General features: G+C 61.9%; 22 protein-coding genes. 21 read left to right on the top strand and 1 reads right to left on the bottom strand.

Translation table 11 applies throughout. The features are described 5' to 3' along the window. The first annotated feature begins 10 nt into the window (after positions 1 to 10). From purB to M1E16_RS09665, 21 genes are all read left to right on the top strand, one after another. Positions 11 to 1381, top strand: a complete 1371-nt coding sequence (purB, locus tag M1E16_RS09765; RefSeq protein ID WP_434603714.1) for an adenylosuccinate lyase — start codon at positions 11 to 13, stop codon at positions 1379 to 1381. Between the two features lie 84 nt (positions 1382 to 1465). Beyond that, positions 1466 to 2632 (top strand): ribosomal protein uL16 3-hydroxylase, encoded by a 1167-nt coding sequence (locus tag M1E16_RS09760; protein WP_458129757.1) that lies wholly within the window; start codon positions 1466 to 1468, stop codon positions 2630 to 2632. Further along, positions 2625 to 3050 carry a GNAT family N-acetyltransferase gene (locus tag M1E16_RS09755; RefSeq protein WP_434603710.1) on the top strand — a complete coding sequence of 142 codons (426 nt, stop codon included), beginning with the start codon at positions 2625 to 2627 and terminating at the stop codon, positions 3048 to 3050. Before M1E16_RS09760 ends, M1E16_RS09755 begins: the two co-directional genes overlap by 8 nt. Before the next feature lie 246 nt (positions 3051 to 3296). Continuing rightward, positions 3297 to 4058: a secretin N-terminal domain-containing protein gene (locus M1E16_RS09750; protein WP_434569022.1), complete on the top strand. Its 762-nt coding sequence runs from the start codon at positions 3297 to 3299 to the stop codon at positions 4056 to 4058. Between the two features lie 505 nt (positions 4059 to 4563). Next, positions 4564 to 5889: an isocitrate lyase gene (aceA, locus tag M1E16_RS09745; protein ID WP_135846088.1), complete on the top strand. Its 1326-nt coding sequence runs from the start codon at positions 4564 to 4566 to the stop codon at positions 5887 to 5889. A 663-nt stretch (positions 5890 to 6552) separates the two neighbouring features. Then, entirely contained in the window at positions 6553 to 6966 is a 414-nt protein-coding gene (locus tag M1E16_RS09740; protein ID WP_030141323.1) for an NADH-quinone oxidoreductase subunit A, read from the top strand. 10 nt (positions 6967 to 6976) lie between these two features. Then, the gene (locus tag M1E16_RS09735; RefSeq protein ID WP_186609323.1) at positions 6977 to 7651 is read left to right on the top strand and encodes a NuoB/complex I 20 kDa subunit family protein; all 675 of its coding nucleotides are present in this window, start codon (positions 6977 to 6979) and stop codon (positions 7649 to 7651) included. Positions 7652 to 7723: 72 nt separating this feature from the next. After that, positions 7724 to 9505, top strand: a complete 1782-nt coding sequence (gene nuoC, locus M1E16_RS09730) for an NADH-quinone oxidoreductase subunit C/D (protein ID WP_458129756.1) — start codon at positions 7724 to 7726, stop codon at positions 9503 to 9505. A gap of 2 nt (positions 9506 to 9507) precedes the next feature. Further along, positions 9508 to 10005: an NADH-quinone oxidoreductase subunit NuoE gene (nuoE, locus tag M1E16_RS09725; protein WP_003180060.1), complete on the top strand. Its 498-nt coding sequence runs from the start codon at positions 9508 to 9510 to the stop codon at positions 10003 to 10005. Continuing rightward, complete coding sequence (gene nuoF, locus M1E16_RS09720; RefSeq protein WP_434624706.1) at positions 10002 to 11360, top strand: NADH-quinone oxidoreductase subunit NuoF; 1359 nt, start codon at positions 10002 to 10004, stop codon at positions 11358 to 11360. Before nuoE ends, nuoF begins: the two co-directional genes overlap by 4 nt. A gap of 142 nt (positions 11361 to 11502) precedes the next feature. Beyond that, positions 11503 to 14217 carry an NADH-quinone oxidoreductase subunit NuoG gene (gene nuoG / locus M1E16_RS09715; protein ID WP_434569025.1) on the top strand — a complete coding sequence of 905 codons (2715 nt, stop codon included), beginning with the start codon at positions 11503 to 11505 and terminating at the stop codon, positions 14215 to 14217. After that, the gene (nuoH, locus tag M1E16_RS09710; protein ID WP_186609329.1) at positions 14214 to 15221 is read left to right on the top strand and encodes an NADH-quinone oxidoreductase subunit NuoH; all 1008 of its coding nucleotides are present in this window, start codon (positions 14214 to 14216) and stop codon (positions 15219 to 15221) included. The genes nuoG and nuoH overlap by 4 nt, the downstream gene beginning before the upstream one ends. A gap of 11 nt (positions 15222 to 15232) precedes the next feature. After that, positions 15233 to 15781 carry an NADH-quinone oxidoreductase subunit NuoI gene (nuoI, locus tag M1E16_RS09705; RefSeq protein ID WP_072392816.1) on the top strand — a complete coding sequence of 183 codons (549 nt, stop codon included), beginning with the start codon at positions 15233 to 15235 and terminating at the stop codon, positions 15779 to 15781. 9 nt (positions 15782 to 15790) lie between these two features. After that, on the top strand, positions 15791 to 16291 hold the full coding sequence (nuoJ, locus tag M1E16_RS09700; protein ID WP_030141317.1) for an NADH-quinone oxidoreductase subunit J: 501 nt from the start codon (positions 15791 to 15793) through the stop codon (positions 16289 to 16291). 4 nt (positions 16292 to 16295) lie between these two features. Beyond that, the gene (gene nuoK, locus M1E16_RS09695) at positions 16296 to 16604 is read left to right on the top strand and encodes an NADH-quinone oxidoreductase subunit NuoK (RefSeq protein WP_003180046.1); all 309 of its coding nucleotides are present in this window, start codon (positions 16296 to 16298) and stop codon (positions 16602 to 16604) included. After that, the gene (gene nuoL / locus M1E16_RS09690; protein ID WP_458129755.1) at positions 16601 to 18454 is read left to right on the top strand and encodes an NADH-quinone oxidoreductase subunit L; all 1854 of its coding nucleotides are present in this window, start codon (positions 16601 to 16603) and stop codon (positions 18452 to 18454) included. Before nuoK ends, nuoL begins: the two co-directional genes overlap by 4 nt. Positions 18455 to 18493: 39 nt before the next feature. Further along, positions 18494 to 20026, top strand: a complete 1533-nt coding sequence (nuoM, locus tag M1E16_RS09685; RefSeq protein WP_434569028.1) for an NADH-quinone oxidoreductase subunit M — start codon at positions 18494 to 18496, stop codon at positions 20024 to 20026. Positions 20027 to 20033: 7 nt separating this feature from the next. Beyond that, on the top strand, positions 20034 to 21497 hold the full coding sequence (gene nuoN / locus M1E16_RS09680) for an NADH-quinone oxidoreductase subunit NuoN (RefSeq protein ID WP_003203388.1): 1464 nt from the start codon (positions 20034 to 20036) through the stop codon (positions 21495 to 21497). Positions 21498 to 21820: 323 nt separating this feature from the next. Then, on the top strand, positions 21821 to 22093 hold the full coding sequence (locus tag M1E16_RS09675) for a CopG family ribbon-helix-helix protein (protein ID WP_458129754.1): 273 nt from the start codon (positions 21821 to 21823) through the stop codon (positions 22091 to 22093). Continuing rightward, complete coding sequence (locus M1E16_RS09670) at positions 22093 to 22368, top strand: type II toxin-antitoxin system RelE/ParE family toxin (RefSeq protein WP_434603698.1); 276 nt, start codon at positions 22093 to 22095, stop codon at positions 22366 to 22368. The genes M1E16_RS09675 and M1E16_RS09670 overlap by 1 nt, the downstream gene beginning before the upstream one ends. Positions 22369 to 22593: 225 nt before the next feature. Beyond that, the gene (locus tag M1E16_RS09665) at positions 22594 to 23067 is read left to right on the top strand and encodes a hemerythrin domain-containing protein (protein ID WP_305495568.1); all 474 of its coding nucleotides are present in this window, start codon (positions 22594 to 22596) and stop codon (positions 23065 to 23067) included. Positions 23068 to 23123: 56 nt separating this feature from the next. Here the strand turns inward: M1E16_RS09665 and M1E16_RS09660 are convergent, their stop codons facing one another. Continuing rightward, positions 23124 to 24002, bottom strand: a complete 879-nt coding sequence (locus tag M1E16_RS09660; RefSeq protein WP_434652809.1) for a LysR family transcriptional regulator — start codon at positions 24000 to 24002, stop codon at positions 23124 to 23126. Positions 24003 to 24048 lie beyond the last annotated feature (46 nt).

Here is a 24048-nt window from a genome sequence, read left to right as displayed (position 1 = left end):
AGAACACCCCATGCAGCTCTCTTCGCTCACTGCGGTTTCCCCTGTAGACGGCCGCTACGCCGGCAAAACCCAGGCCCTGCGCCCTATTTTCAGCGAGTACGGCCTGATCCGTGCCCGCGTTCTGGTTGAAGTGCGCTGGCTCCAGCGCCTGGCCGCTCACCCTGGGATTGGCGAAGTACCGGCCTTTTCCGCCGAAGCCAACGCGGTACTGAACGCCCTGGCCGACGATTTCGCGCTGGAGCACGCCGAGCGCGTCAAAGAGATCGAGCGCACCACCAACCACGACGTCAAGGCCATCGAATACCTGCTCAAGGAGCAGGCGGCCAAGCTGCCGGAACTGGCAAACGTCAGCGAGTTCATTCACTTTGCCTGCACCAGCGAGGACATCAACAACCTGTCCCACGCCCTGATGCTGCGCGAGGGCCGCGACGAGGTGATGCTGCCCCTGATGCGCCAGACCGCCCAGGCCATCCGCGAACTGGCGATCCGCTTCGCCGACGTGCCGATGCTGTCGCGCACCCACGGTCAACCGGCTTCGCCGACCACCCTGGGCAAGGAACTGGCGAACGTGGTGTATCGCCTGGAGCGCCAGATCGCCCAGGTAGCCGCCGTGCCACTGCTGGGCAAGATCAACGGCGCCGTGGGCAACTACAACGCCCACCTGTCGGCCTACCCGGACATCGACTGGGAAGCCAACGCCCGCGCCTTCATCGAAGACGAGCTGGGCCTGAGCTTCAACCCGTACACCACCCAGATCGAGCCGCATGACTACATCGCCGAGCTGTTCGACGCGATCGCGCGCTTCAACACCATCCTGATCGACTTCGACCGTGACATCTGGGGCTACATCTCCCTGGGTTACTTCAAGCAGCGCACCATCGCCGGCGAAATCGGTTCCTCGACCATGCCGCACAAGGTCAATCCGATCGACTTCGAAAACTCCGAAGGCAACCTGGGCATCGCCAACGCGCTGTTCCAGCACCTGGCGAGCAAGCTGCCGATTTCCCGCTGGCAGCGCGACCTGACCGACTCCACCGTGCTGCGCAACCTGGGCGTAGGTTTTGCCCACAGCGTCATCGCCTATGAGGCCAGCCTCAAGGGCATCAGCAAGCTGGAACTGAACGAGCAGAAAATCGCCGCCGACCTGGATGCCTGCTGGGAAGTCCTGGCCGAGCCGATCCAGACCGTGATGCGTCGCTACAACATCGAAAACCCCTATGAAAAGCTGAAAGAACTGACCCGTGGCAAGGGCATCAGCCCGGACGCGTTGCAGACTTTCATCGATGGCCTGGACATGCCTGCCGAGGCCAAGGCAGAGCTGAAGAAGCTGACCCCGGCCAGCTACATCGGCAACGCGGCGGCACAAGCCAAGCGCATCTGACACATCGCTTCACCTTTGAGACGCCCGGCCGCGCCGGGCGTTTTTATTCGCGTCTGAAAAGTATATTTTTTCAATAGGTTACACATGAATTCTGACATTCCACTGCAACTCCTGGGCGGTATCACGGCACGGGAGTTCCTGCGCGACTACTGGCAGAAGAAACCCCTGCTGATCCGCCAGGCCATTCCTGACTTCGAAAGCCCGATCGATGCCGACGAACTGGCCGGCCTTGCGCTTGAGGAAGAGATCGAGTCACGCCTGGTGATCGAACACGGCGAGCGCCCCTGGGAATTGCGTCGCGGCCCGTTCGCCGAAGACGAGTTCAGCAAACTGCCGGAGCGCGAGTGGACCCTGCTGGTGCAGGCGGTCGACCAGTTCGTACCGGAAGTCAGCGAGCTGCTGGAGCATTTCCGCTTTTTGCCGAGCTGGCGCATCGACGATGTGATGATCAGCTTCGCTGCCCCAGGTGGCGGCGTCGGCCCGCATTTCGACAACTACGATGTGTTCCTGCTGCAGGGCCACGGCAAGCGCAACTGGAAAATCGGCCAGATGTGCAACTCCGAAAGCTCGCTGCTGCCCCATGCGGACCTGCGCATCCTCGCCGATTTCGAGGCGACCGAGGAATGGGTCCTTGAACCTGGCGACATGCTCTACCTGCCACCGCGCCTGGCCCACTGCGGCGTCGCCGTGGATGACTGCATGACCTATTCGGTGGGTTTCCGCGCACCGAGCGCCGCCGAGGTGCTGACCCATTTCACCGACTTCCTAAGCCAGTTCCTGCCGGACGAAGAGCGCTACACCGACGCCGACGCGCGGCCTGTCGCCGACCCGCATCAGATCCAGCATGACGCCCTGGACCGGCTCAAGGGCCTGCTGGCCGAGCACATGAGCGACGAGCGCCTGCTGCTGACCTGGTTCGGCCAGTTCATGACCGAGCCGCGCTATCCGGAACTGGTCGTCGGCCCGGAGCTGGAAGAAGACGATTTGCTGGCCGGCCTGGAACAGGGCGCGGTGATCATTCGCAACCCGAGCGCTCGCCTGGCCTGGTCGGAAGTCGATGACGACCTGCTGCTGTTCGCCAGCGGCCAGAGCCGTTATTTGCCGGGCAAATTGCGCGACCTGTTGAAGATGATCTGTGCCGCCGACGCGCTGCACATCGAGAACCTCGGCCCATGGCTGGCCGACGAGGACGGTCGCGGCCTCATTCATGAATTGGTCAAGCAAGGTAGCCTGGGGTTCGCCGATGAATAAAATTCACGTTCGTGTCGCAGACTGGCAAAAGGATAACGCCGAGATCCGGCGCATTCGTGAAGCGGTATTCATTGCCGAGCAATCCGTGCCGCCGGAGTTGGAGTGGGATTCGGACGATCAGGATGCCGTGCATTTCCTGGCCTTCGAAGGCGACTTTCCCATCGGCACCGCGCGCCTGCTGACCGATGGCCATATCGGCCGCGTCTCGGTCCTGAAGGATTGGCGCGGCCTGAAAGTCGGCGATGCGCTGATGCACGCAGCAATCGCCGAGGCCGAGAAGCGCGGGCTCAAGCAGCAGATGCTCAGCGCCCAGGTACACGCCACGCCGTTCTACGAGCGACTGGGGTTTGCGGTGGTCAGCGAGGAGTTCCTCGAAGCCGGGATTCCTCACGTGGACATGGTCCGTCATTCGACCTAATACCCCTGTGGCGAGGGAGCTTGCTCCCGCTGGGCTGCGCAGCGGCCCCCGCTTTTTGGGGTCGCTTCGCGACCCAGCGGGAGCAAGCTCCCTCGCCACAAAGGCAGCCTGCAACAACATCCTGCAACGCCCAAAACGCCCCGCCATCCACCGATGCCGGGGCGTTTTGCCGTCTACCATTCAACTTGCCCCACCCGGGGCCGACAAACTGGCAATATCCAGCTTTTGTCTCGCGGAGAAATGGACATGTCCCTACGTACCCTGCTGACCACCCTGCTGCTCGGTTGCAGCCTGTCAGTCATGGCGGCTACCGAAATCGTGCCGCTGAACTACCGCACCAGCGCGGACTTGCTGCCGGTGGCGCAGAACTTCATCGGCAAGGATGGCCAGGTCAGCGCTTACGGCAACCAACTGATCGTCAACGCCGAACCCGGCAAGATCGAAGAACTTCGACAATTCCTGGCGCAGCTCGACGTGGCTCCCAAGCGCTTGCTGATCACGGTCGACACCAATGAAAACAACCTGCAAGGCGATCAGGGTTACTCGATCAACGGAGCCGCACCCAGCCAGACCCGCATCATCAACCGCAGCACCGCCAGCCGTGACGGCGGCGTGCAGCAGATCCAGGCCAGCGAGGGCCAGCCGGCGCTGATCCAGGTGGGCCAGAGCGTGCCCTTCACCAGCAACCAGACCGACGGCTATGGGCGCATGCAAAGCCAGACCGAATACCGCAACGTCACCCAAGGTTTTTACGTAACGGCCAGCGTCACCGGCGAGACCGTTCATCTGAGCATCAGCACCAACCGTGACCGCATGAGCCAGGAACGTCCCGATGTAGTGAACGTGCAAAGCACCGACACAACCGTCAGCGGGCGCCTGGGCGAGTGGATCACCCTGGCCGGGGTGAATCGGCAGAATCAGGCCGATAAACAAGGCCTGACCCGCAGCTACTCGACCCAAGGCCGGGATGACATGATTTTGCGGGTCAAGGTCGATACGCTGAACTGAAGCACCAGAAACTGACTGATAAGTCGTATTAGACCAAAGATGTAGTGCCTGAAAAAAAGCACTACAAAACGTTTGACGAGCCAAAAAACCGAAGGCATGATGGCCTCGCTCCCGCTAATCAGGGGCCCTGGCAAGGGCCTTCGGGTCGACGCTTGCAACTACCCTGCGAGCCGATTCGTGTCTGTACCGCCCACAAGGTGTGTTTGACGAGGTTGCGACTGGAACGAAGTTGTCCCGAGGGACGGAAGCGTAACTAGGTAACCCGGCATCACTCTGAGTTCGTATGAAGGCCCACGACGCCCGAATGCGCCCGCAGCTCGCCCCTACCTGCTCACTTTCCCCTCGAGCCCATCGTTCATCCCGTCGCCTCCCCGCCTGAACCGACTTGTACGCCAGCCTCCTGGTCAGCGAGCAGCCCTTCACACCAATGACTGGTGCGATTGACGAGCTGGAACCTTCCAGCCCGGAACGACCATCCATACAAGACGCGACGAGGTTTATTTCCATGGCACTGACACGCGAACAGCAAATTGCAGCCCTTGAAAAAGACTGGGCTGAAAACCCGCGCTGGAAAGGCGTGACGCGCAATTATTCGGCTGCTGACGTCGTCCGTCTGCGTGGCTCGGTGCAACCTGAGCACACCTTCGCGAAAATGGGCGCCGAGAAGCTGTGGAACCTGGTCACCCAGGGCGCCAAGCCAGCCTTCCGTCCCGAGAAAGACTTCGTCAACTGCATGGGCGCCCTGACCGGCGGCCAGGCTGTGCAGCAGGTCAAGGCCGGCATCCAGGCCATCTACCTGTCGGGCTGGCAAGTGGCCGCGGACAACAACTCCGCCGAGTCCATGTACCCCGACCAGTCGCTGTACCCGGTGGATTCGGTTCCAACCGTGGTCAAGCGCATCAACAACTCGTTCCGTCGTGCCGACCAGATCCAGTGGAAAGCCGGCAAGAACCCGGGCGACGAAGGCTACATCGACTACTTCGCGCCAATCGTGGCTGACGCCGAAGCCGGTTTCGGCGGCGTACTGAACGCCTACGAACTGATGAAGAGCATGATCGAGGCAGGCGCCGCCGGCGTGCACTTCGAAGATCAGCTGGCCTCGGTTAAAAAATGCGGCCACATGGGCGGCAAGGTACTGGTTCCCACCCAGGAAGCCGTACAGAAGCTGACCGCCGCGCGCCTGGCCGCCGACGTTGCCGGCGTACCGACCATCATTCTGGCCCGTACCGACGCCAACGCCGCTGACCTGCTGACTTCCGACTGCGATCCGTACGACCAGCCGTTCGTCACCGGCACCCGTACCCAGGAAGGCTTCTACAAGGTGCGCGCCGGTCTCGACCAGGCCATCGCCCGTGGCCTGGCCTACGCCCCGTACGCCGACCTGATCTGGTGCGAAACCGCCAAGCCGGACCTGGACGAAGCTCGTCGCTTCGCCGAAGCGATCAAGAAGGAATACCCGGACCAACTGCTGTCGTACAACTGCTCGCCTTCCTTCAACTGGAAGAAGAACCTGGACGACGCGACCATCGCCAAGTTCCAGCGCGAACTGTCCGCCATGGGCTACAAGCACCAGTTCATCACCCTGGCCGGCATCCACAACATGTGGCACAGCATGTTCAACCTGGCGCACGACTACGCCCGCAACGACATGACCGCCTACGTGAAGCTGCAAGAGCAGGAGTTCGCTGACGCCGCCAAAGGCTACACCTTCGTGGCCCACCAGCAGGAAGTCGGCACCGGCTACTTCGATGACATGACCACGGTGATCCAGGGCGGTACCTCGTCGGTGACCGCACTGACCGGCTCGACCGAAGAAGAACAGTTCCACTGATTGCACGCGTAAACGGCCCTTGCGGACCGAATAAAAGCTAACCGCAAAGCCGACGATTTGAAGCCCCGACTGGTTCGGGGCTTTTTTTTGCCTATGCTTTAGCAGCAACGTCGTCACATGAAAGGATATTGTGGCGAGGGAGCTTGCTCCCGCTGGCTGCGCAGCAGCCTTTTTGTGAGCGCTTCGCACTCAAGCGGGAGCAAGCTCCCTCGCCACAAGGATCCAGACAGCCCTCAAGGAAGCACTACCGCAGAAAAAACAAAAAGATTGATCGAACGCAGTAACGGGCAGTCTGAAAAAGAGTAAAACGGCCGGCGCTGACAACTGCGGTCACCGCTATATAAGACATGTTCTCAGTTGTTGCATCGAGCCCATACGGCGATCGCGGGCCAAACAATAATAATTATCATTTGAAGGGCGTTTTCATTGTTACATCCAAAACGAAATTCCATTGTGGATTCGACAGCCAATCCCCACGGGGCCGGGCTCGCGAGGTCGTGGAGGCGCGCTATGTCCTTATTCCAATAAATAATTTCGCTATAGGAATTTTACTTGCCCGGTGTTTAGCCATAAAATCACCGCGATTGATTGCTGCGACATATCGTCACTGCGTTATTTCTTTTCAAGCTCAGAGACCTTTGCTCTCTGTTAAGGATTTCCAGCATGCCCGAAGCGACAGGACTCATGGCCCACAACTGGGGCTTTGCCATTTTCCTTCTGGGTGTTGTCGGCCTGTGTGCCTTCATGCTCGGCGTGTCGAGCCTGCTCGGGTCAAAAGCCTGGGGCCGCAGCAAGAATGAACCGTTCGAGTCCGGCATGCTGCCTACCGGTGGCGCCCGCTTGCGGCTCTCAGCCAAATTCTATCTGGTCGCGATGCTCTTCGTGATCTTCGATATCGAAGCCCTTTTTCTCTTTGCATGGTCTGTGTCCGTCCGCGAAAGCGGCTGGACCGGATTCGTCGAAGCTCTCGTTTTCATAGCAATTCTGTTGGCAGGTCTTGTCTACCTTTACCGGGTGGGGGCTCTTGATTGGGCTCCGGAAGCTCGGCGCAAGCGGCAGGCGAAGCTGAAACAATGAGGCTTTGGCAATGCAATACAATCTCACCAGGATCGACCCCGATGCTCCTAACGAGCAGTATCCGATCGGCAAGCGGGAAACCGTTTCCGATCCGTTAGAGGATCAAGTTCACAAGAACATCTTCATGGGCAAGCTCGAAGACGTGCTGAACAGCACGGTCAACTGGGGTCGCAAGAACTCCCTGTGGCCGTACAACTTCGGCCTTTCGTGCTGCTACGTGGAAATGACCACCGCCTTCACGGCGCCCCACGACATCGCGCGCTTTGGCGCCGAGGTGATCCGGGCATCGCCGCGCCAGGCGGATTTCATGGTTATCGCCGGTACGCCGTTCCTGAAAATGGCTCCCATCATCCAGCGCCTGTACGAACAGATGCTGGAACCCAAGTGGGTCATTTCCATGGGCGCGTGTGCCAACTCCGGCGGCATGTACGACATTTATTCCGTGGTCCAGGGAGTCGACAAGTTCCTCCCGGTGGATGTCTACGTGCCCGGCTGCCCGCCCCGCCCCGAAGCGTTCCTGCAAGGCCTGATGCTGCTGCAGGAATCCATCGGCCAGGAGCGTCGCCCACTGTCCTGGGTCGTCGGTGATCAAGGCGTCTATCGCGCCGACATGCCGTCGCAAAAGGAACAGCGCCGCGAACAGCGAATCGCAGTCACCAACCTGCGCAGCCCCGACGAAGTCTGATCCAGCTCTGTTCTGTAGAAGAAACGAGAACCTGGCTTCATTCTTTACGTTGACCGAAAGCGATAAATAACCATGACTACAGGCAGTGCTCTGTACATCCCGCCTTACAAGGCAGACGACCAGGATGTGGTCGTCGAACTGAACAACCGCTTTGGCGCCGAGGCGTTCACCGCCCAGGCCACCCGCACCGGCATGCCGGTGCTTTGGGTTGCCCGCGCCAGGCTCATCGAAGTCCTGACTTTCCTGCGCAACCTGCCCAAGCCGTACGTCATGCTCTATGACCTGCACGGCGTGGACGAGCGCCTGCGCACCAAGCGCCAGGGGCTGCCGGGCGCCGACTTCACCGTGTTCTACCACCTGCTGTCGATCGAGCGTAATAGTGACGTAATGATCAAGGTCGCCTTGTCCGAGAGCGACCTCAGCGTGCCGACCGTGACCGGCATCTGGCCGAACGCCAACTGGTACGAGCGTGAAGTCTGGGACATGTTGGGCATCGACTTCCCCGGCCACCCGCACCTGACCCGCATCATGATGCCGCCGACCTGGGAAGGTCACCCGTTGCGCAAGGACTTCCCGGCCCGCGCCACCGAGTTCGACCCGTACAGCCTGACCCTGGCCAAGCAGCAGCTCGAGGAAGAATCCGCGCGTTTCAAGCCGGAAGACTGGGGCATGAAGCGTTCCGGCGCCAACGAGGACTACATGTTCCTCAACCTGGGCCCGAACCACCCTTCGGCCCACGGTGCGTTCCGTATCATCCTGCAACTGGACGGTGAAGAGATCGTCGATTGCGTCCCGGACATCGGCTACCACCACCGTGGCGCCGAGAAGATGGGTGAGCGTCAGTCCTGGCACAGCTATATTCCATACACCGACCGCATCGATTACCTCGGCGGCGTGATGAACAACCTGCCGTACGTCTTGTCGGTGGAAAAACTGGCGGGCATCACGGTGCCGGACCGGGTCAACGTGATCCGCATCATGATGGCCGAGTTCTTCCGGATCACCAGCCACCTGTTGTTCCTGGGTACCTATATCCAGGACGTGGGCGCCATGACGCCGGTGTTCTTCACCTTCACCGACCGCCAGAAAGCCTACACCGTGATCGAAGCCATCACCGGTTTCCGCCTGCACCCGGCGTGGTACCGCATCGGTGGCGTTGCCCATGACCTGCCGCGCGGCTGGGAAAAGCTGGTCAAGGATTTCGTCGAGTGGATGCCCAAGCGCCTGGACGAATACACCAAGGCAGCGTTGCAGAACAGCATCCTCAAGGGTCGTACCGTCGGCGTCGCCGCGTACAACACCAAGGAAGCACTGGAATGGGGCGTCACCGGCCCGAACCTGCGCGCCACCGGCCTCGATTTCGACCTGCGCAAGGCGCGCCCGTACTCCGGCTACGAGAACTTCGAGTTCGAAGTCCCGCTGGCGTCCAGCGGCGATGCCTATGACCGCTGCCTGGTTCGCGTCGAGGAAATGCGCCAGAGCGTGAAGATCATCGAGCAATGCATGCGCAACATGCCGGAAGGCCCGTACAAGGCGGACCACCCGCTGACCACGCCGCCGCCAAAAGAGCGCACGCTGCAACACATCGAGACCCTGATCACGCACTTCCTGCAGGTTTCGTGGGGCCCGGTCATGCCGGCCAACGAATCCTTCCAGATGATCGAAGCGACCAAGGGCATCAACAGTTATTACCTGACGAGCGATGGCGGCACCATGAGCTACCGCACCCGGATTCGCACCCCAAGCTACCCGCACCTGCAGCAGATCCCTTCGGTGATCAAAGGCAGCATGGTCGCGGACTTGATCGCGTACCTGGGTAGTATCGATTTCGTTATGGCCGACGTGGACCGCTAAGCATGAACAGCACGCTTATCCAGACAGACCGTTTCGCCCTGAGCGAAACCGAGCGCTCGGCCATCGAGCACGAGCTGCATCACTACGAAGACCCGCGCGCGGCGTCGATCGAAGCCCTGAAGATCGTCCAGAAAGAACGTGGCTGGGTGCCCGATGGCGCGCTCTACGCCATCGGCGAAATCCTCGGCATTCCGGCGAGCGACGTCGAAGGTGTCGCCACGTTCTACAGCCAGATTTTCCGCCAGCCGGTGGGCCGCCACATCATTCGCGTCTGCGACAGCATGGTCTGCTACATCGGCGGCCACGAGTCGGTGGTCAGCGAAATCCAGGGCAAGCTGGGCATTGGCCTGGGCCAGACCACCGCCGACGGCCGCTTCACGCTGCTGCCGGTGTGCTGCCTGGGCAACTGCGACAAGGCACCGGCGCTGATGATCGACGACGACACCTTCGGTGACGTCAAGCCGGATGGCGTCGCCAAACTGCTGGAGGGCTACGTATGACCCTGACTTCCTTCGGGCCCGCCAACCGCATCCAGCGTTCGGCCGAAACCCATCCCCTGACCTGGCGCCTGCGTGACGATGGCGAGGCGGTGTGGCTGGACGAATACCAGGCGAAGAACGGCTATGCCGCCGCGCGCAAGGCGTTCGCCGACATGGCTGCCGACGACATCGTCCAGACCGTGAAAGACGCCGGCCTCAAGGGCCGTGGCGGTGCGGGCTTCCCCACGGGCGTGAAGTGGGGCCTGATGCCCAAGGACGAGTCCATCAACATCCGCTACCTGCTGTGCAACGCGGACGAGATGGAGCCCAACACCTGGAAAGACCGCATGCTGATGGAGCAACTGCCCCATCTGCTGATCGAAGGCATGCTGATCAGTGCTCGCGCGCTGAAAACCTACCGTGGCTACATCTTCCTGCGCGGCGAATACACCACCGCCGCCAGGCACCTGAACCGTGCCGTCGAAGAAGCCAAGGCCGCCGGCCTGCTGGGCAAGAACATCCTCGGCTCGGGTTTTGATTTCGAGCTGTTCGTCCACACCGGCGCCGGGCGCTATATCTGCGGTGAAGAAACCGCGCTGATCAACTCCCTGGAAGGTCGTCGCGCCAACCCACGCTCCAAGCCGCCCTTCCCCGCCGCTGTTGGCGTGTGGGGCAAGCCGACCTGCGTGAACAACGTCGAGACCTTGTGCAACGTGCCGGCGATCATCGCCGACGGCGTGGACTGGTACAAATCCCTGGCCCGTGACGGCAGCGAAGACATGGGCACCAAGCTCATGGGCTTCTCCGGCAAGGTCAAGAACCCTGGCCTGTGGGAACTGCCGTTCGGCGTCACCGCGCGCGAGCTGTTCGAGGACTACGCCGGCGGCATGCGCGACGGCTACAAGCTCAAGTGCTGGCAGCCCGGCGGCGCCGGTACCGGTTTCCTGTTGCCGGAACACCTGGACGCACAAATGTACGCCGGCGGCATCGCCAAGGTCGGCACCCGGATGGGTACCGGCCTGGCGATGGCGGTGGACGACAGCGTCAACATGGTCTCCCTGCTGCGCAACATGGAGCAGTTTTTCGCCCGCGAGTCCTGCGGTTTCTGCACCCCTTGCCGCGATGGCCTGCCATGGAGCGTCAAGCTGCTGATGGCCCTCGAGAACGGCCAGGGCCAGGCCGGTGACATCGAGACCCTGCTGGGGCTGGTCGGTTTCCTCGGCCCAGGCAAGACCTTCTGTGCTCACGCACCGGGTGCCGTGGAGCCGTTGGGCAGCGCAATCAAATACTTCCGCCCTGAGTTCGAGGCCGGCATCGCGCCAACCCGCGCGGGCGATCTCAATCAGGTGGTCACGCCGACCATGGTCGGCGCGTAACGACGCTTAACAAGGCGAAGGGTCCGTGCCCTTCGCCTTTCGTTCGATGACGCCTTTTCACCGAGGCTGTTTGGATTCGGACGAACAACAAGATTCCATTAGCCACGCCCGCTGACACCGGGCCAACGAAGAACTTTGAACCATGGCCACTATCCACGTAGACGGCAAAGAGCTCGAAGTCGATGGCGCAGACAACCTGTTACAGGCATGTCTGTCGCTGGGCCTCGACATTCCTTATTTCTGCTGGCACCCCGCCCTTGGCAGCGTTGGCGCCTGTCGCCAGTGCGCGGTCAAGCAGTACACCGACGAAAACGACAAGCGTGGTCGGATCGTCATGTCCTGCATGACCCCCGCCACCGACGGCAGCTGGATCTCCATCGACGACGAAGAAGCGAAAGTGTTTCGCGCCAGCGTCGTCGAATGGCTGATGACCAACCACCCTCACGACTGCCCGGTCTGTGAGGAAGGCGGTCACTGCCACCTGCAAGACATGACCGTGATGACCGGCCACAACGAGCGCCGTTATCGCTTCACCAAGCGCACCCACCAGAACCAGGACCTCGGCCCGTTCATTTCCCACGAGATGAACCGCTGCATCGCCTGCTACCGTTGCGTGCGTTTCTACAAGGACTACGCCGGCGGCACCGACCTGGGTGTGTTCGGCGCCCACGACAACGTGTACTTCGGTCGCGTTGAAGATGGCACCCTGGAAAGCGAGTTCTCCGGCAACCTCACCGAGGTCTGCCCGACCGGTGTATTCACCGACAAGACTCACTCCGAGCGCTACAACCGCAAGTGGGACATGCAGTTCTCGCCAAGCATCTGCCACGGCTGCTCCAGCGGCTGCAACATCAGCCCGGGCGAACGCTACGGCGAACTGCGTCGCATCGAGAACCGCTACAACGGTTCGGTGAACCAGTATTTCCTCTGTGACCGTGGCCGTTTCGGCTATGGCTACGTCAATCGCAAGGACCGCCCGCGCCAGCCGCTGCTCGCCAATGGCGCCAAGCTGAGCCTGGACGAAGCCCTGGACAAGGCCGCCGAACTGCTGCGCGGTCGCAACATTGTCGGCATCGGTTCGCCACGGGCCAGCCTGGAAAGCAACTACGCCCTGCGTGAGCTGGTCGGCGCCGAGCACTTCTACAGCGGCATCGAAGCCGGCGAGCTGGAACGTATTCGCCTGGTGCTGCAAGTGCTCAAGGACAGCCCGCTGCCCGTGCCGACGATGCGCGACATCGAAGATCACGACGCGGTGTTCGTCCTCGGCGAAGACCTGACCCAGACCGCCGCCCGCATGGCCCTGGCCCTGCGCCAGTCGGTAAAAGGCAAGGCCGAGGACATGGCCGACGCCATGCGCGTCCAGCCATGGCTCGACGCTGCGGTGAAGAACATCGGCCAGCACGCACTGAACCCGCTGTTCATCGCCAGCCTCGCTGAAACCAAGCTCGACGACGTCGCCGAAGAATGCGTCCACGCCGCTCCGGACGACCTCGCGCGCATCGGTTTTGCCGTCGCCCACGCCCTGGACGCCAGCGCCCCGGCCGTCGACGGCCTGGACAGCGAAGCCGCCGGCCTGGCCCAGCGCATCGCCGACGCCCTGCTGGCGGCCAAGCGCCCGCTGATCATCGCCGGCACCTCGCTGGGTTCCAAGGCGCTGATCGAAGCCGCCGCCAACATCGCCAAGGCCCTGAAGCTGCGCGAGAAGAACGGTTCCATCAGCCTGGTCGTGCCGGAAGCCAACAGCCTCGGCCTGGCCATGCTCGGTGGCGAATCGGTCGATGCCGCCCTGCAAGCAGTGATCGACGGCAGCGCCGATGCCATCGTGGTGCTGGAGAACGACCTGTTCACCCGCACCGACAATGCCAAGGTCGATGCTGCGCTGAACGCTGCCAAGGTAGTGATCGTCGCCGACCATCAGAAAACCGCCACCACCGACCGCGCCGACCTGGTGCTGCCGGCGGCGAGCTTCGCCGAAGGCGACGGTACGCTGGTCAGCCAGGAAGGTCGCGCCCAGCGCTTCTTCCAGGTCTTTGACCCGCAATACCTGGACGCCAGCATCCTGGTCCACGAAGGCTGGCGCTGGCTGCACGCGTTGCGCGCGACCCTGCTGAACCAGCCGATCGACTGGACCCAGCTGGACCACGTCACCGCCGCTGTTGCCTCGAGCAGCCCGCAGTTGAACCGCATCGTCGACGCCGCGCCGTCCGCCGCGTTCCGCATCAAGGGCCTGAAGCTGGCGCGCGAACCGCTGCGCTACTCCGGCCGCACCGCGATGCGCGCGAACATCAGCGTGCACGAACCGCGTATGCCGCAGGACCAGGACACCGCGTTCGCCTTCTCCATGGAAGGTTACTCGGGCTCCGCCGAACCGCGCTCCCAGGTGCCGTTCGCCTGGTCGCCGGGCTGGAACTCGCCGCAAGCCTGGAACAAGTTCCAGGACGAAGTCGGCGGTCACCTGCGCGCCGGTGATCCGGGCACCCGCCTGATCGAAAGCCAGGGCGATGGCCTCGGCTGGTTCGCCAGCGTGCCACGCGCCTTCAATCCGGCACCGGGCACCTGGCAGGTCGTGCCGTTCCATCACCTGTTCGGCAGTGAAGAGAACTCTTCCAAGGCCGAGCCGGTGCAGGAGCGCATCCCGGCGGCCTACGTGTCGCTGGCCAAGTCCGAAGCCGATCGCCTGGGCGTCAACGATGGCGCCTTGCTGAGCCTGAACGTTGCGGGCCGGACCTTGCGTCTGCCGCTGCGCATCAATGAAGAACTGGGCGCCGGCCTGGTGGCCCTGCCGGCTGGCCTGGCGGGCATTCCACCGGCGATTTTCGGCAAGACTGTCGACGGTCTGCAGGAGGCAGCGCAATGAGCTGGTTCACCCCTGAAGTGATCGCGGTGATCCTGACGGTCCTCAAGGCCATCGTGATCCTGCTGGCCGTGGTGGTCTGCGGCGCGTTGCTGAGCTTCGTCGAACGTCGCCTGCTCGGCTGGTGGCAGGACCGCTACGGTCCGAACCGCGTCGGCCCGTTCGGCATGTTCCAGATCGCCGCCGACATGATCAAGATGTTCTTCAAGGAAGACTGGACCCCGCCGTTTGCCGACAAGGTGATTTTCACCCTGGCACCGGTCGTGGCCATGAGCGCCTTGCTGATCGCCTTCGCGGTTATCCCGATCACCCCGACCTGGGGCGTGGCGGACCTGAACATCGGACTGCTGTTCTTCTTCGCCATGGCCGGTCTTTCGGTGTACGCGGTGCTGTTCGCCGGTTGGTCGAGCAACAACAAGTTCGCCCTGCTCGGCAGTCTGCGGGCCTCGGCCCAGACCGTGTCCTATGAAGTGTTCATGGGCCTGTCGCTGATGGGCATCGTGATCCAGGCCGGCTCGTTCAACATGCGCGACATCGTCGAGTACCAGGCCCAGAACCTGTGGTTCATCATTCCGCAGTTCTTCGGCTTCTGTACGTTCTTCATCGCCGGCGTGGCCGTGACTCACCGTCACCCGTTCGACCAGCCGGAAGCGGAACAGGAACTGGCCGACGGTTACCACATTGAATATGCCGGCATGAAATGGGGCATGTTCTTCGTTGGCGAGTACATCGGCATCATCCTGATCTCGGCGCTGCTGGTAACGCTGTTCTTCGGTGGCTGGCACGGTCCGTTCGGCATCCTGCCGCAACTGTCCTTCGTCTGGTTCGCCCTGAAGACCGCGTTTTTCATCATGCTGTTCGTCCTGCTGCGCGCCTCGATCCCGCGCCCACGCTATGACCAGGTGATGGACTTCAGCTGGAAATTCTGCCTGCCGCTGACCCTGATCAACATGCTGGTGACCGCTGCGATCGTTTTGATGAACGCGCCCGCGGCCGCGGTTCAGTGAGGATTTGACCCATGTTCAAATATATTGGCGACATCGTTAAGGGTACCGGTACCCAACTGCGAAGCCTGGTCATGATCTTCGGCCATGGCTTTCGCAAGCGCGACACCCTGCAATACCCGGAAGAAGCGGTCTACCTGGCGCCGCGTTATCGCGGCCGTATCGTCCTGACCCGCGACCCCGACGGTGAGGAACGCTGCGTGGCCTGCAACCTGTGCGCCGTGGCGTGCCCGGTAGGTTGCATCTCGCTGCAGAAAGCCGAGACCGAAGACGGTCGCTGGTACCCGGACTTCTTCCGTATCAACTTCTCGCGCTGCATTTTCTGCGGGTTGTGCGAGGAAGCGTGCCCGACCACCGCGATCCAGCTCACGCCGGATTTCGAAATGGCCGACTTCAAGCGTCAGGACCTGGTGTACGAGAAAGAAGACTTGCTGATTTCCGGTCCCGGTAAAAACCCTGATTACAACTTCTATCGTGTTGCAGGTATGGCCATTGCCGGTAAGCCGAAAGGCGCCGCGCAGAACGAAGCCGAACCGATCAACGTGAAGAGCTTGCTGCCTTAAGGAAGAAAGATGGAATTCGCTTTCTATTTCGCATCGGGTATCGCGGTGGTGTCCACGCTTCGTGTGGTCACCAACACCAACCCCGTGCACGCCCTGCTCTACCTGATCATTTCGCTGATCGCCGTGGCCATGACCTTTTTCGCTCTCGGAGCACCGTTCGCCGGTGCCCTGGAAGTGATCGCCTACGCCGGCGCCATCATGGTGCTGTTCGTATTCGTGGTGATGATGCTCAACCTGGGTCCGGCGGCCGTCCAGCAGGAACGCTCCTGGCTCAAGCCGGGCATCTGGGCCGGGCCGGTGATTCTCTCCGCGCTGCTGCTGGGTGAACTGCTGTATGTGCTGTTCGCCCACCAGAGCGGCCAGGCCATCGGCCACACCACCGTAGGCGCCAAGGCCGTGGGCATCAGCCTGTTCGGTCCGTACCTGCTGGTGGTCGAACTCGCCTCGATGCTGCTGCTTGCCGCAGTCGTCACGGCGTTCCATTTGGGCCGTAACGAGGCGAAGGAGTAATCACATGCCTGCTATCCCTCTCGAGCATGGTCTGGCGGTTGCCGGCATCCTGTTCTGTCTCGGTCTGGTCGGCCTGATGGTCCGCCGCAACATTCTGTTCGTGCTGATGAGCCTGGAGGTCATGATGAATGCCTCCGCCCTGGCCTTCATCGTCGCGGGCGCGCGCTGGGCGCAACCGGATGGACAGATCATGTTCATCCTGGTGATCAGCCTGGCAGCCGCGGAGGCCAGTATCGGCCTGGCGATCCTGTTGCAGCTGTACCGCCGCTTCCACACTCTCGATATTGACGCTGCCAGCGAGATGCGCGGATGAACCTTCTCTTCCTGACTTTCGTATTTCCCCTCATCGGTTTCCTGCTGCTGTCGTTCTCCCGTGGACGCTGGTCAGAAAACCTTTCGGCGCTGGTCGGCGTGGGCTCGATCGGCCTGTCCGCCCTCGTCACCGCCTATGTGATCTGGCAATTCAACGTCGCCCCACCGGAAGGTGGCCGGTACGTGCAGGTGCTGTGGCAGTGGATGGCGGTGGAAGGCTTCACGCCGAACTTCGCCCTCTACCTGGACGGCCTGTCAGTGACCATGCTTGGCGTGGTGGTTGGCGTGGGTTTCCTGATCCACCTGTTCGCGTCCTGGTACATGCGCGGTGAAGCCGGTTACTCGCGTTTCTTCGCCTACACCAACCTGTTCATCGCCAGCATGCTGTTCCTGGTGCTCGGCGATAACCTGTTGTTCCTGTACTTCGGCTGGGAAGGCGTGGGCCTGTGCTCGTACCTGTTGATCGGTTTCTACTACAGCAACCGCAACAACGGTAACGCCGCGCTCAAGGCATTCATCGTGACCCGCATCGGCGACGTGTTCATGGCCATCGGCCTGTTCATCCTGTTCCAGCAACTGGGCACGCTGAACATCCAGGAGCTGCTGGTTCGTGCTCCGGAGCACTTCAAGGCCGGTGATTTCTGGATCGTCCTGGCGACCCTGATGCTGCTGGGCGGTGCTGTCGGTAAATCCGCGCAACTGCCGCTGCAAACCTGGCTGGCGGACGCGATGGCCGGCCCGACCCCGGTTTCGGCACTGATCCACGCCGCGACCATGGTTACCGCGGGCGTCTACCTGATCGCCCGTACCCATGGCTTGTTCGCCCTGGCGCCGGACATCCTGCACCTGGTCGGCATCGTTGGCGGCGTGACCCTGGTGCTGGCCGGTTTTGCCGCGCTGGTGCAGACCGACATCAAGCGTATCCTCGCCTACTCGACCATGAGCCAGATCGGCTACATGTTCCTGGCCCTGGGTGTCGGCGCCTGGGAAGGCGCGATCTTCCACCTGATGACCCACGCGTTCTTCAAGGCCCTGCTGTTCCTTGCCTCCGGTGCGGTGATCGTTGCCTGCCACCACGAGCAGAACATCTTCAAGATGGGCGGCCTGTGGAAAAAACTGCCGTTGGCCTACGCCAGCTTCATCGTCGGCGGCGCAGCCCTGGCAGCCCTGCCACTGGTCACCGCCGGTTTCTACTCCAAGGACGAAATCCTCTGGGAAGCGTTCGCCAGCGGTAACCAGGGTCTGCTCTATGCCGGCCTGGTGGGTGCGTTCATGACTTCGCTGTACACCTTCCGCCTGATCTTCATCGCGTTCCACGGTGAAGCCAAGACCGAAGCCCACGCCGGCCACGGCATCGCCCATTGGCTGCCGCTGTCGGTGCTGATCGTGCTGTCGACCTTTGTCGGCGCAATGATCACCCCACCGCTGGCCGATGTGCTGCCGCAAAGCGTCGGCCATGCCGGCGGCGAAGCCAAGCACAGCCTGGAAATCGCCTCGGGTGCCATCGCCCTGGCGGGGATCCTGCTGGCCGCCCTGCTGTTCCTTGGCAAGCGCCGCTTCGTCACGGCCATCGCCAACAGCGGCATCGGGCGTTTCCTCTCGGCCTGGTGGTTCGCCGCCTGGGGCTTCGACTGGATCTACGACAAACTGTTCGTCAAGCCATACCTTGCGATCAGCCACATTCTGCGCAAAGACCCGCTCGACCAGACCATTGGCCTGATCCCGCGCATGGCCAAGGGCGGCCACACCGCCCTGAGCCGTACCGAGACCGGTCAACTGCGTTGGTATGCGGCTTCCATGGCGGCTGGCGCCGTGCTGGTTATCGGCGCCATCGTGCTGGTAGCGGTCTGATATGAACCTTGCGAACTTGCGAAAGGAAACGAGCCCGTCATGATTCTGCCCTGGCTAATCCTGATCCCCTTCATCGGCGGCCTGCTGTGCTGGATGGCGGAGCGTTCCAGCTCTACCCTCCCGCGCTGGATTGCGCTGCTGACCATGTCCCTGGAACTCGCGCTCGGCCTCTGGCTGTGGGCGACCGGCGACTATTCATTTGCACCGGCCCCTGGCGCCGATCCGACCTGGGCGCTTGAGTTCAAGCACACCTGGATCGAGCGCTTCGGCATCAGCGTGCACCTGGCCCTCGACGGCCTGTCGCTGCTGATGATCCTGCTGACCGGCCTGCTGGGTATTCTCTCGGTACTCTGCTCCTGGAAAGAGATCCAGCGTCACGTCGGTTTCTTCCACCTGAACCTGATGTGGATCCTGGGCGGTGTCGTCGGCGTGTTCCTGGCGCTGGACCTGTTCATGTTCTTCTTCTTCTGGGAAATGATGCTGGTGCCGATGTACTTCCTCATCGCGCTCTGGGGTCACAGTTCTTCGGACGGCAAGAAAACCCGGATCTACGCGGCGACCAAGTTCTTCATCTTCACCCAGGCTTCCGGCCTGATCATGCTGGTGGCGATCCTTGGCCTGGTGCTGGTGAACTTCAACAATACTGGCGTGATTACCTTCAATTACGCCGACCTGTTGAAAGTGCAGATGTCGCGCACCACCGAATACGTGCTGATGCTGGGCTTCTTCATCGCCTTCGCGGTGAAGCTGCCGGTGGTGCCGTTCCACTCCTGGCTGCCGGACGCCCACGCCCAGGCACCGACCGCCGGTTCCGTGGACCTGGCCGGTATCCTGTTGAAAACGGCGGCCTACGGCCTGCTGCGTTTCGCCCTGCCGCTGTTCCCGAATGCCTCGGCGGAGTTCGCGCCGATTGCCATGACCCTGGGCCTGATCGGGATTTTCTACGGTGCGTTCCTGGCATTTGCCCAGAGCGATATCAAGCGCCTGATCGCCTTCTCCAGCGTCTCGCACATGGGCTTCGTGCTGATCGGGATCTACTCCGGCAGCCAGCTGGCCCTGCAAGGCGCGGTGATCCAGATGCTCGCCCACGGCCTGTCGGCCGCGGCGCTGTTTATCCTCAGCGGTCAGTTGTACGAGCGCCTGCACACCCGGGACATGCGTGAAATGGGCGGCATCTGGTCGCGCATCGCCTACCTGCCGGCCATCAGCCTGTTCTTCGCGGCCGCTTCCCTGGGCCTGCCAGGTACCGGCAACTTCGTCGGCGAGTTCCTGATCCTGATCGGCTCGTTCGTCAGCGCACCGTGGATCACCGCGATCGCCACGTCCGGCCTGGTGTTCGGTTCGGTCTACTCGCTGATCATGATCCACCGCGCCTACTTCGGTCCGGCCAAGTCGGACGAAGTGCTGCGTGGCATGGACGGTCGCGAACTGATCATGGTGCTCGGCCTTGCGGTGCTGCTGGTTTACCTCGGCGTCTACCCGCAACCGTTCCTCGACACCTCTGCCGCCACGATGCATGGCGTGCAGCAGTGGCTCGGCACCGCCTTCTCTCAACTCGCTTCGGCCCGGTAAGAGCGCTATGGAATTCACGATTCAACACTTTATCGCGCTTGCGCCGCTGTTGATCACCAGCGCCACGATCATCGTGGTGATGCTGGCGATCGCCTGGCGGCGCAATCACTCGCAGACCTTCCTGCTGTCGGTGGCGGGGCTGAACCTGGCCTTGCTGTCGATCCTGCCGGCCCTGAAAGTCGCGCCATTGGCGGTCACGCCACTGATCCAGATCGACAGCTTCGCCTGCCTGTACATGGCGCTGATTCTGGTCGCCACCCTCGCCTGCGTCACCCTCGCCCACGCCTACCTGGGCGACGGCGGTTCGGGTTACCCGGGCAACCGCGAAGAACTGTACCTGCTGATCCTGATGGCCGCCGCCGGTGGCCTGGTCCTGGTCAGCGCGCAGCACCTGGCCAGCCTGTTCATTGGCCTGGAGCTGCTGTCGGTACCGGTCTACGGCCTGGTGGCCTATGCCTTCTTCAACAAGCGCTCCCTGGAAGCCGGCATCAAGTACATGGTGCTGTCGGCGGCCGGTTCCGCGTTCCTGTTGTTCGGCATGGCCCTGCTCTACGCCGAAGCCGGCACCCTGAGCTTCGTCGGCATCGGCCAGGCCCTGGCGGCCACCGGCCTGCCTAGCCCGATCGCGCAACTGGGCCTGGGCATGATGCTGATCGGCCTGGCGTTCAAGTTGTCGCTGGTGCCCTTCCACCTCTGGACCCCGGACGTCTACGAAGGCGCCCCGGCGCCGGTGGCGGCGTTCCTGGCTACCGCTTCGAAAGTGGCGGTGTTCGCGGTGATGGTGCGGCTGTTCCAGATCTCGCCAGTGGCCAGCAGCGGTGTCCTGAGCAACGTGCTGACGATCATCGCCATCGCGTCGATCCTGTTTGGCAACCTGCTGGCGCTGACCCAGAGCAACCTCAAGCGTCTGCTCGGTTACTCGTCCATCGCCCACTTCGGCTACCTGCTGATCGCCCTGATCGCCAGCAAAGGCCTGGCCGTGGAGGCCATCGGCGTGTACCTGGTGACTTACGTGATCACCAGCCTTGGCGCCTTTGGTGTGATCACCCTGATGTCCTCGCCGTACAACGGCCGCGACGCCGACGCCCTGTACGAATACCGCGGCCTGTTCTGGCGTCGTCCGTACCTGACCGCCGTGCTGACCGTGATGATGCTGTCCCTGGCCGGCATCCCGCTGACCGCCGGCTTCATCGGCAAGTTCTACATCATTGCCACCGGCGTCGAGGCCCACCAATGGTGGCTGGTCGGCTCCCTGGTGCTGGGCAGTGCCATCGGCGTGTTCTACTACCTGCGCGTGATGGTCACCCTGTACCTGATGGAACCGAACCTGCGTCGTCACGATGCCGAGTTGCACTGGGAACAGAAGGCAGGCGGCGTGATGCTGCTGGCCATCGCGGTGTTGGCGTTCTTCCTCGGCGTGTACCCGCAGCCGTTGCTGACGCTGGTCCAGCAGGCGGGCCTGACCGGCTGATCGCCTGAGCGTCATCGCTGACAAAAATGCCCGTATCGTGAGATGCGGGCATTTTTTTTGCGCTGGATTTAAAACCGTGGCGAGGGAGCTTGCTCCCGCTGGGTTGCGCAGCAGCCCCATCGCTTTACCGCGTCAGGTCAGGCAGATTTTTACGACTGCTGCGCAGCCGAGCGGGAGCAAGCTCCCTCGCCACGGTCTGGTGGTTTTCCGAGATTGTTATTAGGTTTGATTAGTTTTTTGGCGGCTTAAATCGCAACCGGTCATCTATAATCATCGGCCTAGAAGACTGGCTTGCACCGCCAACCGCCAAGGAGAATTCCGTCATGACAACCACCACGAAAACCCGGTCGGTCACCGCTCATGTCCCGGTGGACCTGGCCGAAAAAATCGATCTGATGGCCGAGCGCCTTGAGCGCTCCAGGAACTGGATCGTCAAACAAGCGCTATCTGCCTGGATCGAACAGGAGGAGGAACGCAGCCGCCTGACTCATGAGGCGTTGGCCGATGTTGACGCTGGCCGTGTGGTTGACCATCAGGCTGTCCAGGCTTGGGCCGATAGCCTCAGCACTGACGCTCCGTTACCGGTACCGCGCTGATGGAGTTGAAGTGGACCAGCAAGGCGCTTTCCGACATCGCCCGACTTTACGAATTTCTGGCGCTGGTGAATCAACCCGCCGCCGCGCGAACAGTGCAACAGCTCACGGCGGCGCCTACCGCTCTGCTGGCCAACCCGCGCATGGGTGAGCGCCTGGAAGAGTTCGACCCTCGGAACGTCCGCAGAATCCAGGTCGGCCCCTACGAAATGCGCTATGAAATAATCGGCTCCACCCTTTACCTGCTACGCCTGTGGCACACACGCGAAGATCGATGACCTGGGCTCGATCAGCCACCAACACCCGCGGCAGCGCAAAGTGCAAGGCGTTTTCAGCGTGCCTCATGCAGCCTGCACGATGGCGAAAATTCTCGACAATTTAAATCATTGATTCCAAAGGGTTTTATCAAGCGGCTCGGCTGGCACGGTGGATGCACCTGTCCTTGTTACGTGGCGTCGGCGCTCGAAGCCGGCCCGCATCCGTGAATGACCGAGGAGCAACACATGAACGCCATCGACCTGTTGAAAGCCGACCATGAACGCGTGAAGGGCATCCTGTCCCAGTTGAGCGAATCAACCGACCGCGCTATCAAGAAACGCACCGAACTGTTGGCCAAGCTGGAAATGGAAGTGTCCATCCATACCCGCCTGGAAGAAGAAATCCTTTATCCGGCCTTCAAGCAGGAAGGTGGCAAGGATGAAGCCGAGATGTACTACGAAGCCAAGGAAGAGCACCGTACCGTCGATTCCCTGGTGCTGCCCGACCTGAAAAACACCGACCCTTCCCAACCTGAGTTCGCCGGTCGCGTGAAAGTGGTCAAGGAGCTGCTCGAGCATCACATCGAAGAAGAAGAGGAAGAAATGTTCCCTAAAGCCGAAGAAATCCTCGGCAAGGCCAAGCTCGAAGAACTGGGCAACCAGATGGAAGCCGTGAAGGCCCAGTACAAGAAAGAGTTCACCGCCAACCTGGCTGCCTGATCTAGGCGTCTCGAAATTCAGCCGTCCCTGGGACGGCTGAATGCGTTTTGCGCTACCTACTGCATGTGTTCACGCAAGAATTCCACCAACGCCTGCACCGGTCGCGAGCTTTGTCGGTGTTGCGGATAGACCGCCGACAGCGTCAACGGCTCGGTCTCGAATCCCTCCAACACCTGGATCAGCCGCCCATCCCTCAACGCCTCACCGAGGATGAAGGTCGGCAGATAAGTAATCCCCATGCCGGCAATCGCCGCATCCCTGAGCAAGTCGCCGTTATTGGCACGCATGCGTCCCACCACTTCCAGCGCCAACGGCTTGCCCTTTCCGGCGAATCGCCACTGCACCTGACGGCTGTGCCCGTACGGCAAACAGTCGTGGCTGCGCAGGTCTTCCGGTCGCGTCGGCGTGCCTCGCTGCGCCAGGTAGGCGGCGCTGGCGCAATACACTCGCTCGATACTCGCGATGCGCCGGGCGATCAGGGTCGAATCTTCCAGCACGCCGATCCTCAGTGCGAGGTCGTACCCCTCCCCCAGCAGGTCCACCGAACGATCACTCAGGTCGACCTCCACGGTGACATCCGGGTAGCGCTGCAAGAACAGCGGCAGCAGGCTGCCCAGGTGCGCCACGGCGAAGGACAACGGAGCGCTGAGGCGAATGGTTCCGCGCGGCTCGCTGGTCTGGCCACTGATGCCCTGCTCCACCTGCTCGACTTCGCTGAGCAGGCGCAACGCCGCCTCATGATAGCGCTGGCCCAACGGAGTGACGTCCAGGCGGCGCGTCGAGCGATTGAGCAACCGAACCCCCAGCCGCTGCTCCAGCTCCATCAACTTGCGACTGACGAACTGCTTGGACAGCCCGAGCTTGTCCGCCGCGGCGGTGAAACTGCCCGACTCCATGACCTGGGCAAAGATGCGCATTTCTTCGAAGGGGTTCATTGTCATTCCGTGGGTGGACAGTCATCGGGTTCCAGCGGGCATTGTG

The sequence above is a fragment of the Pseudomonas sp. Z2-11 genome, assembly GCF_054161305.1.
This window is presented reverse-complemented; position numbering and strand designations above follow the sequence as displayed.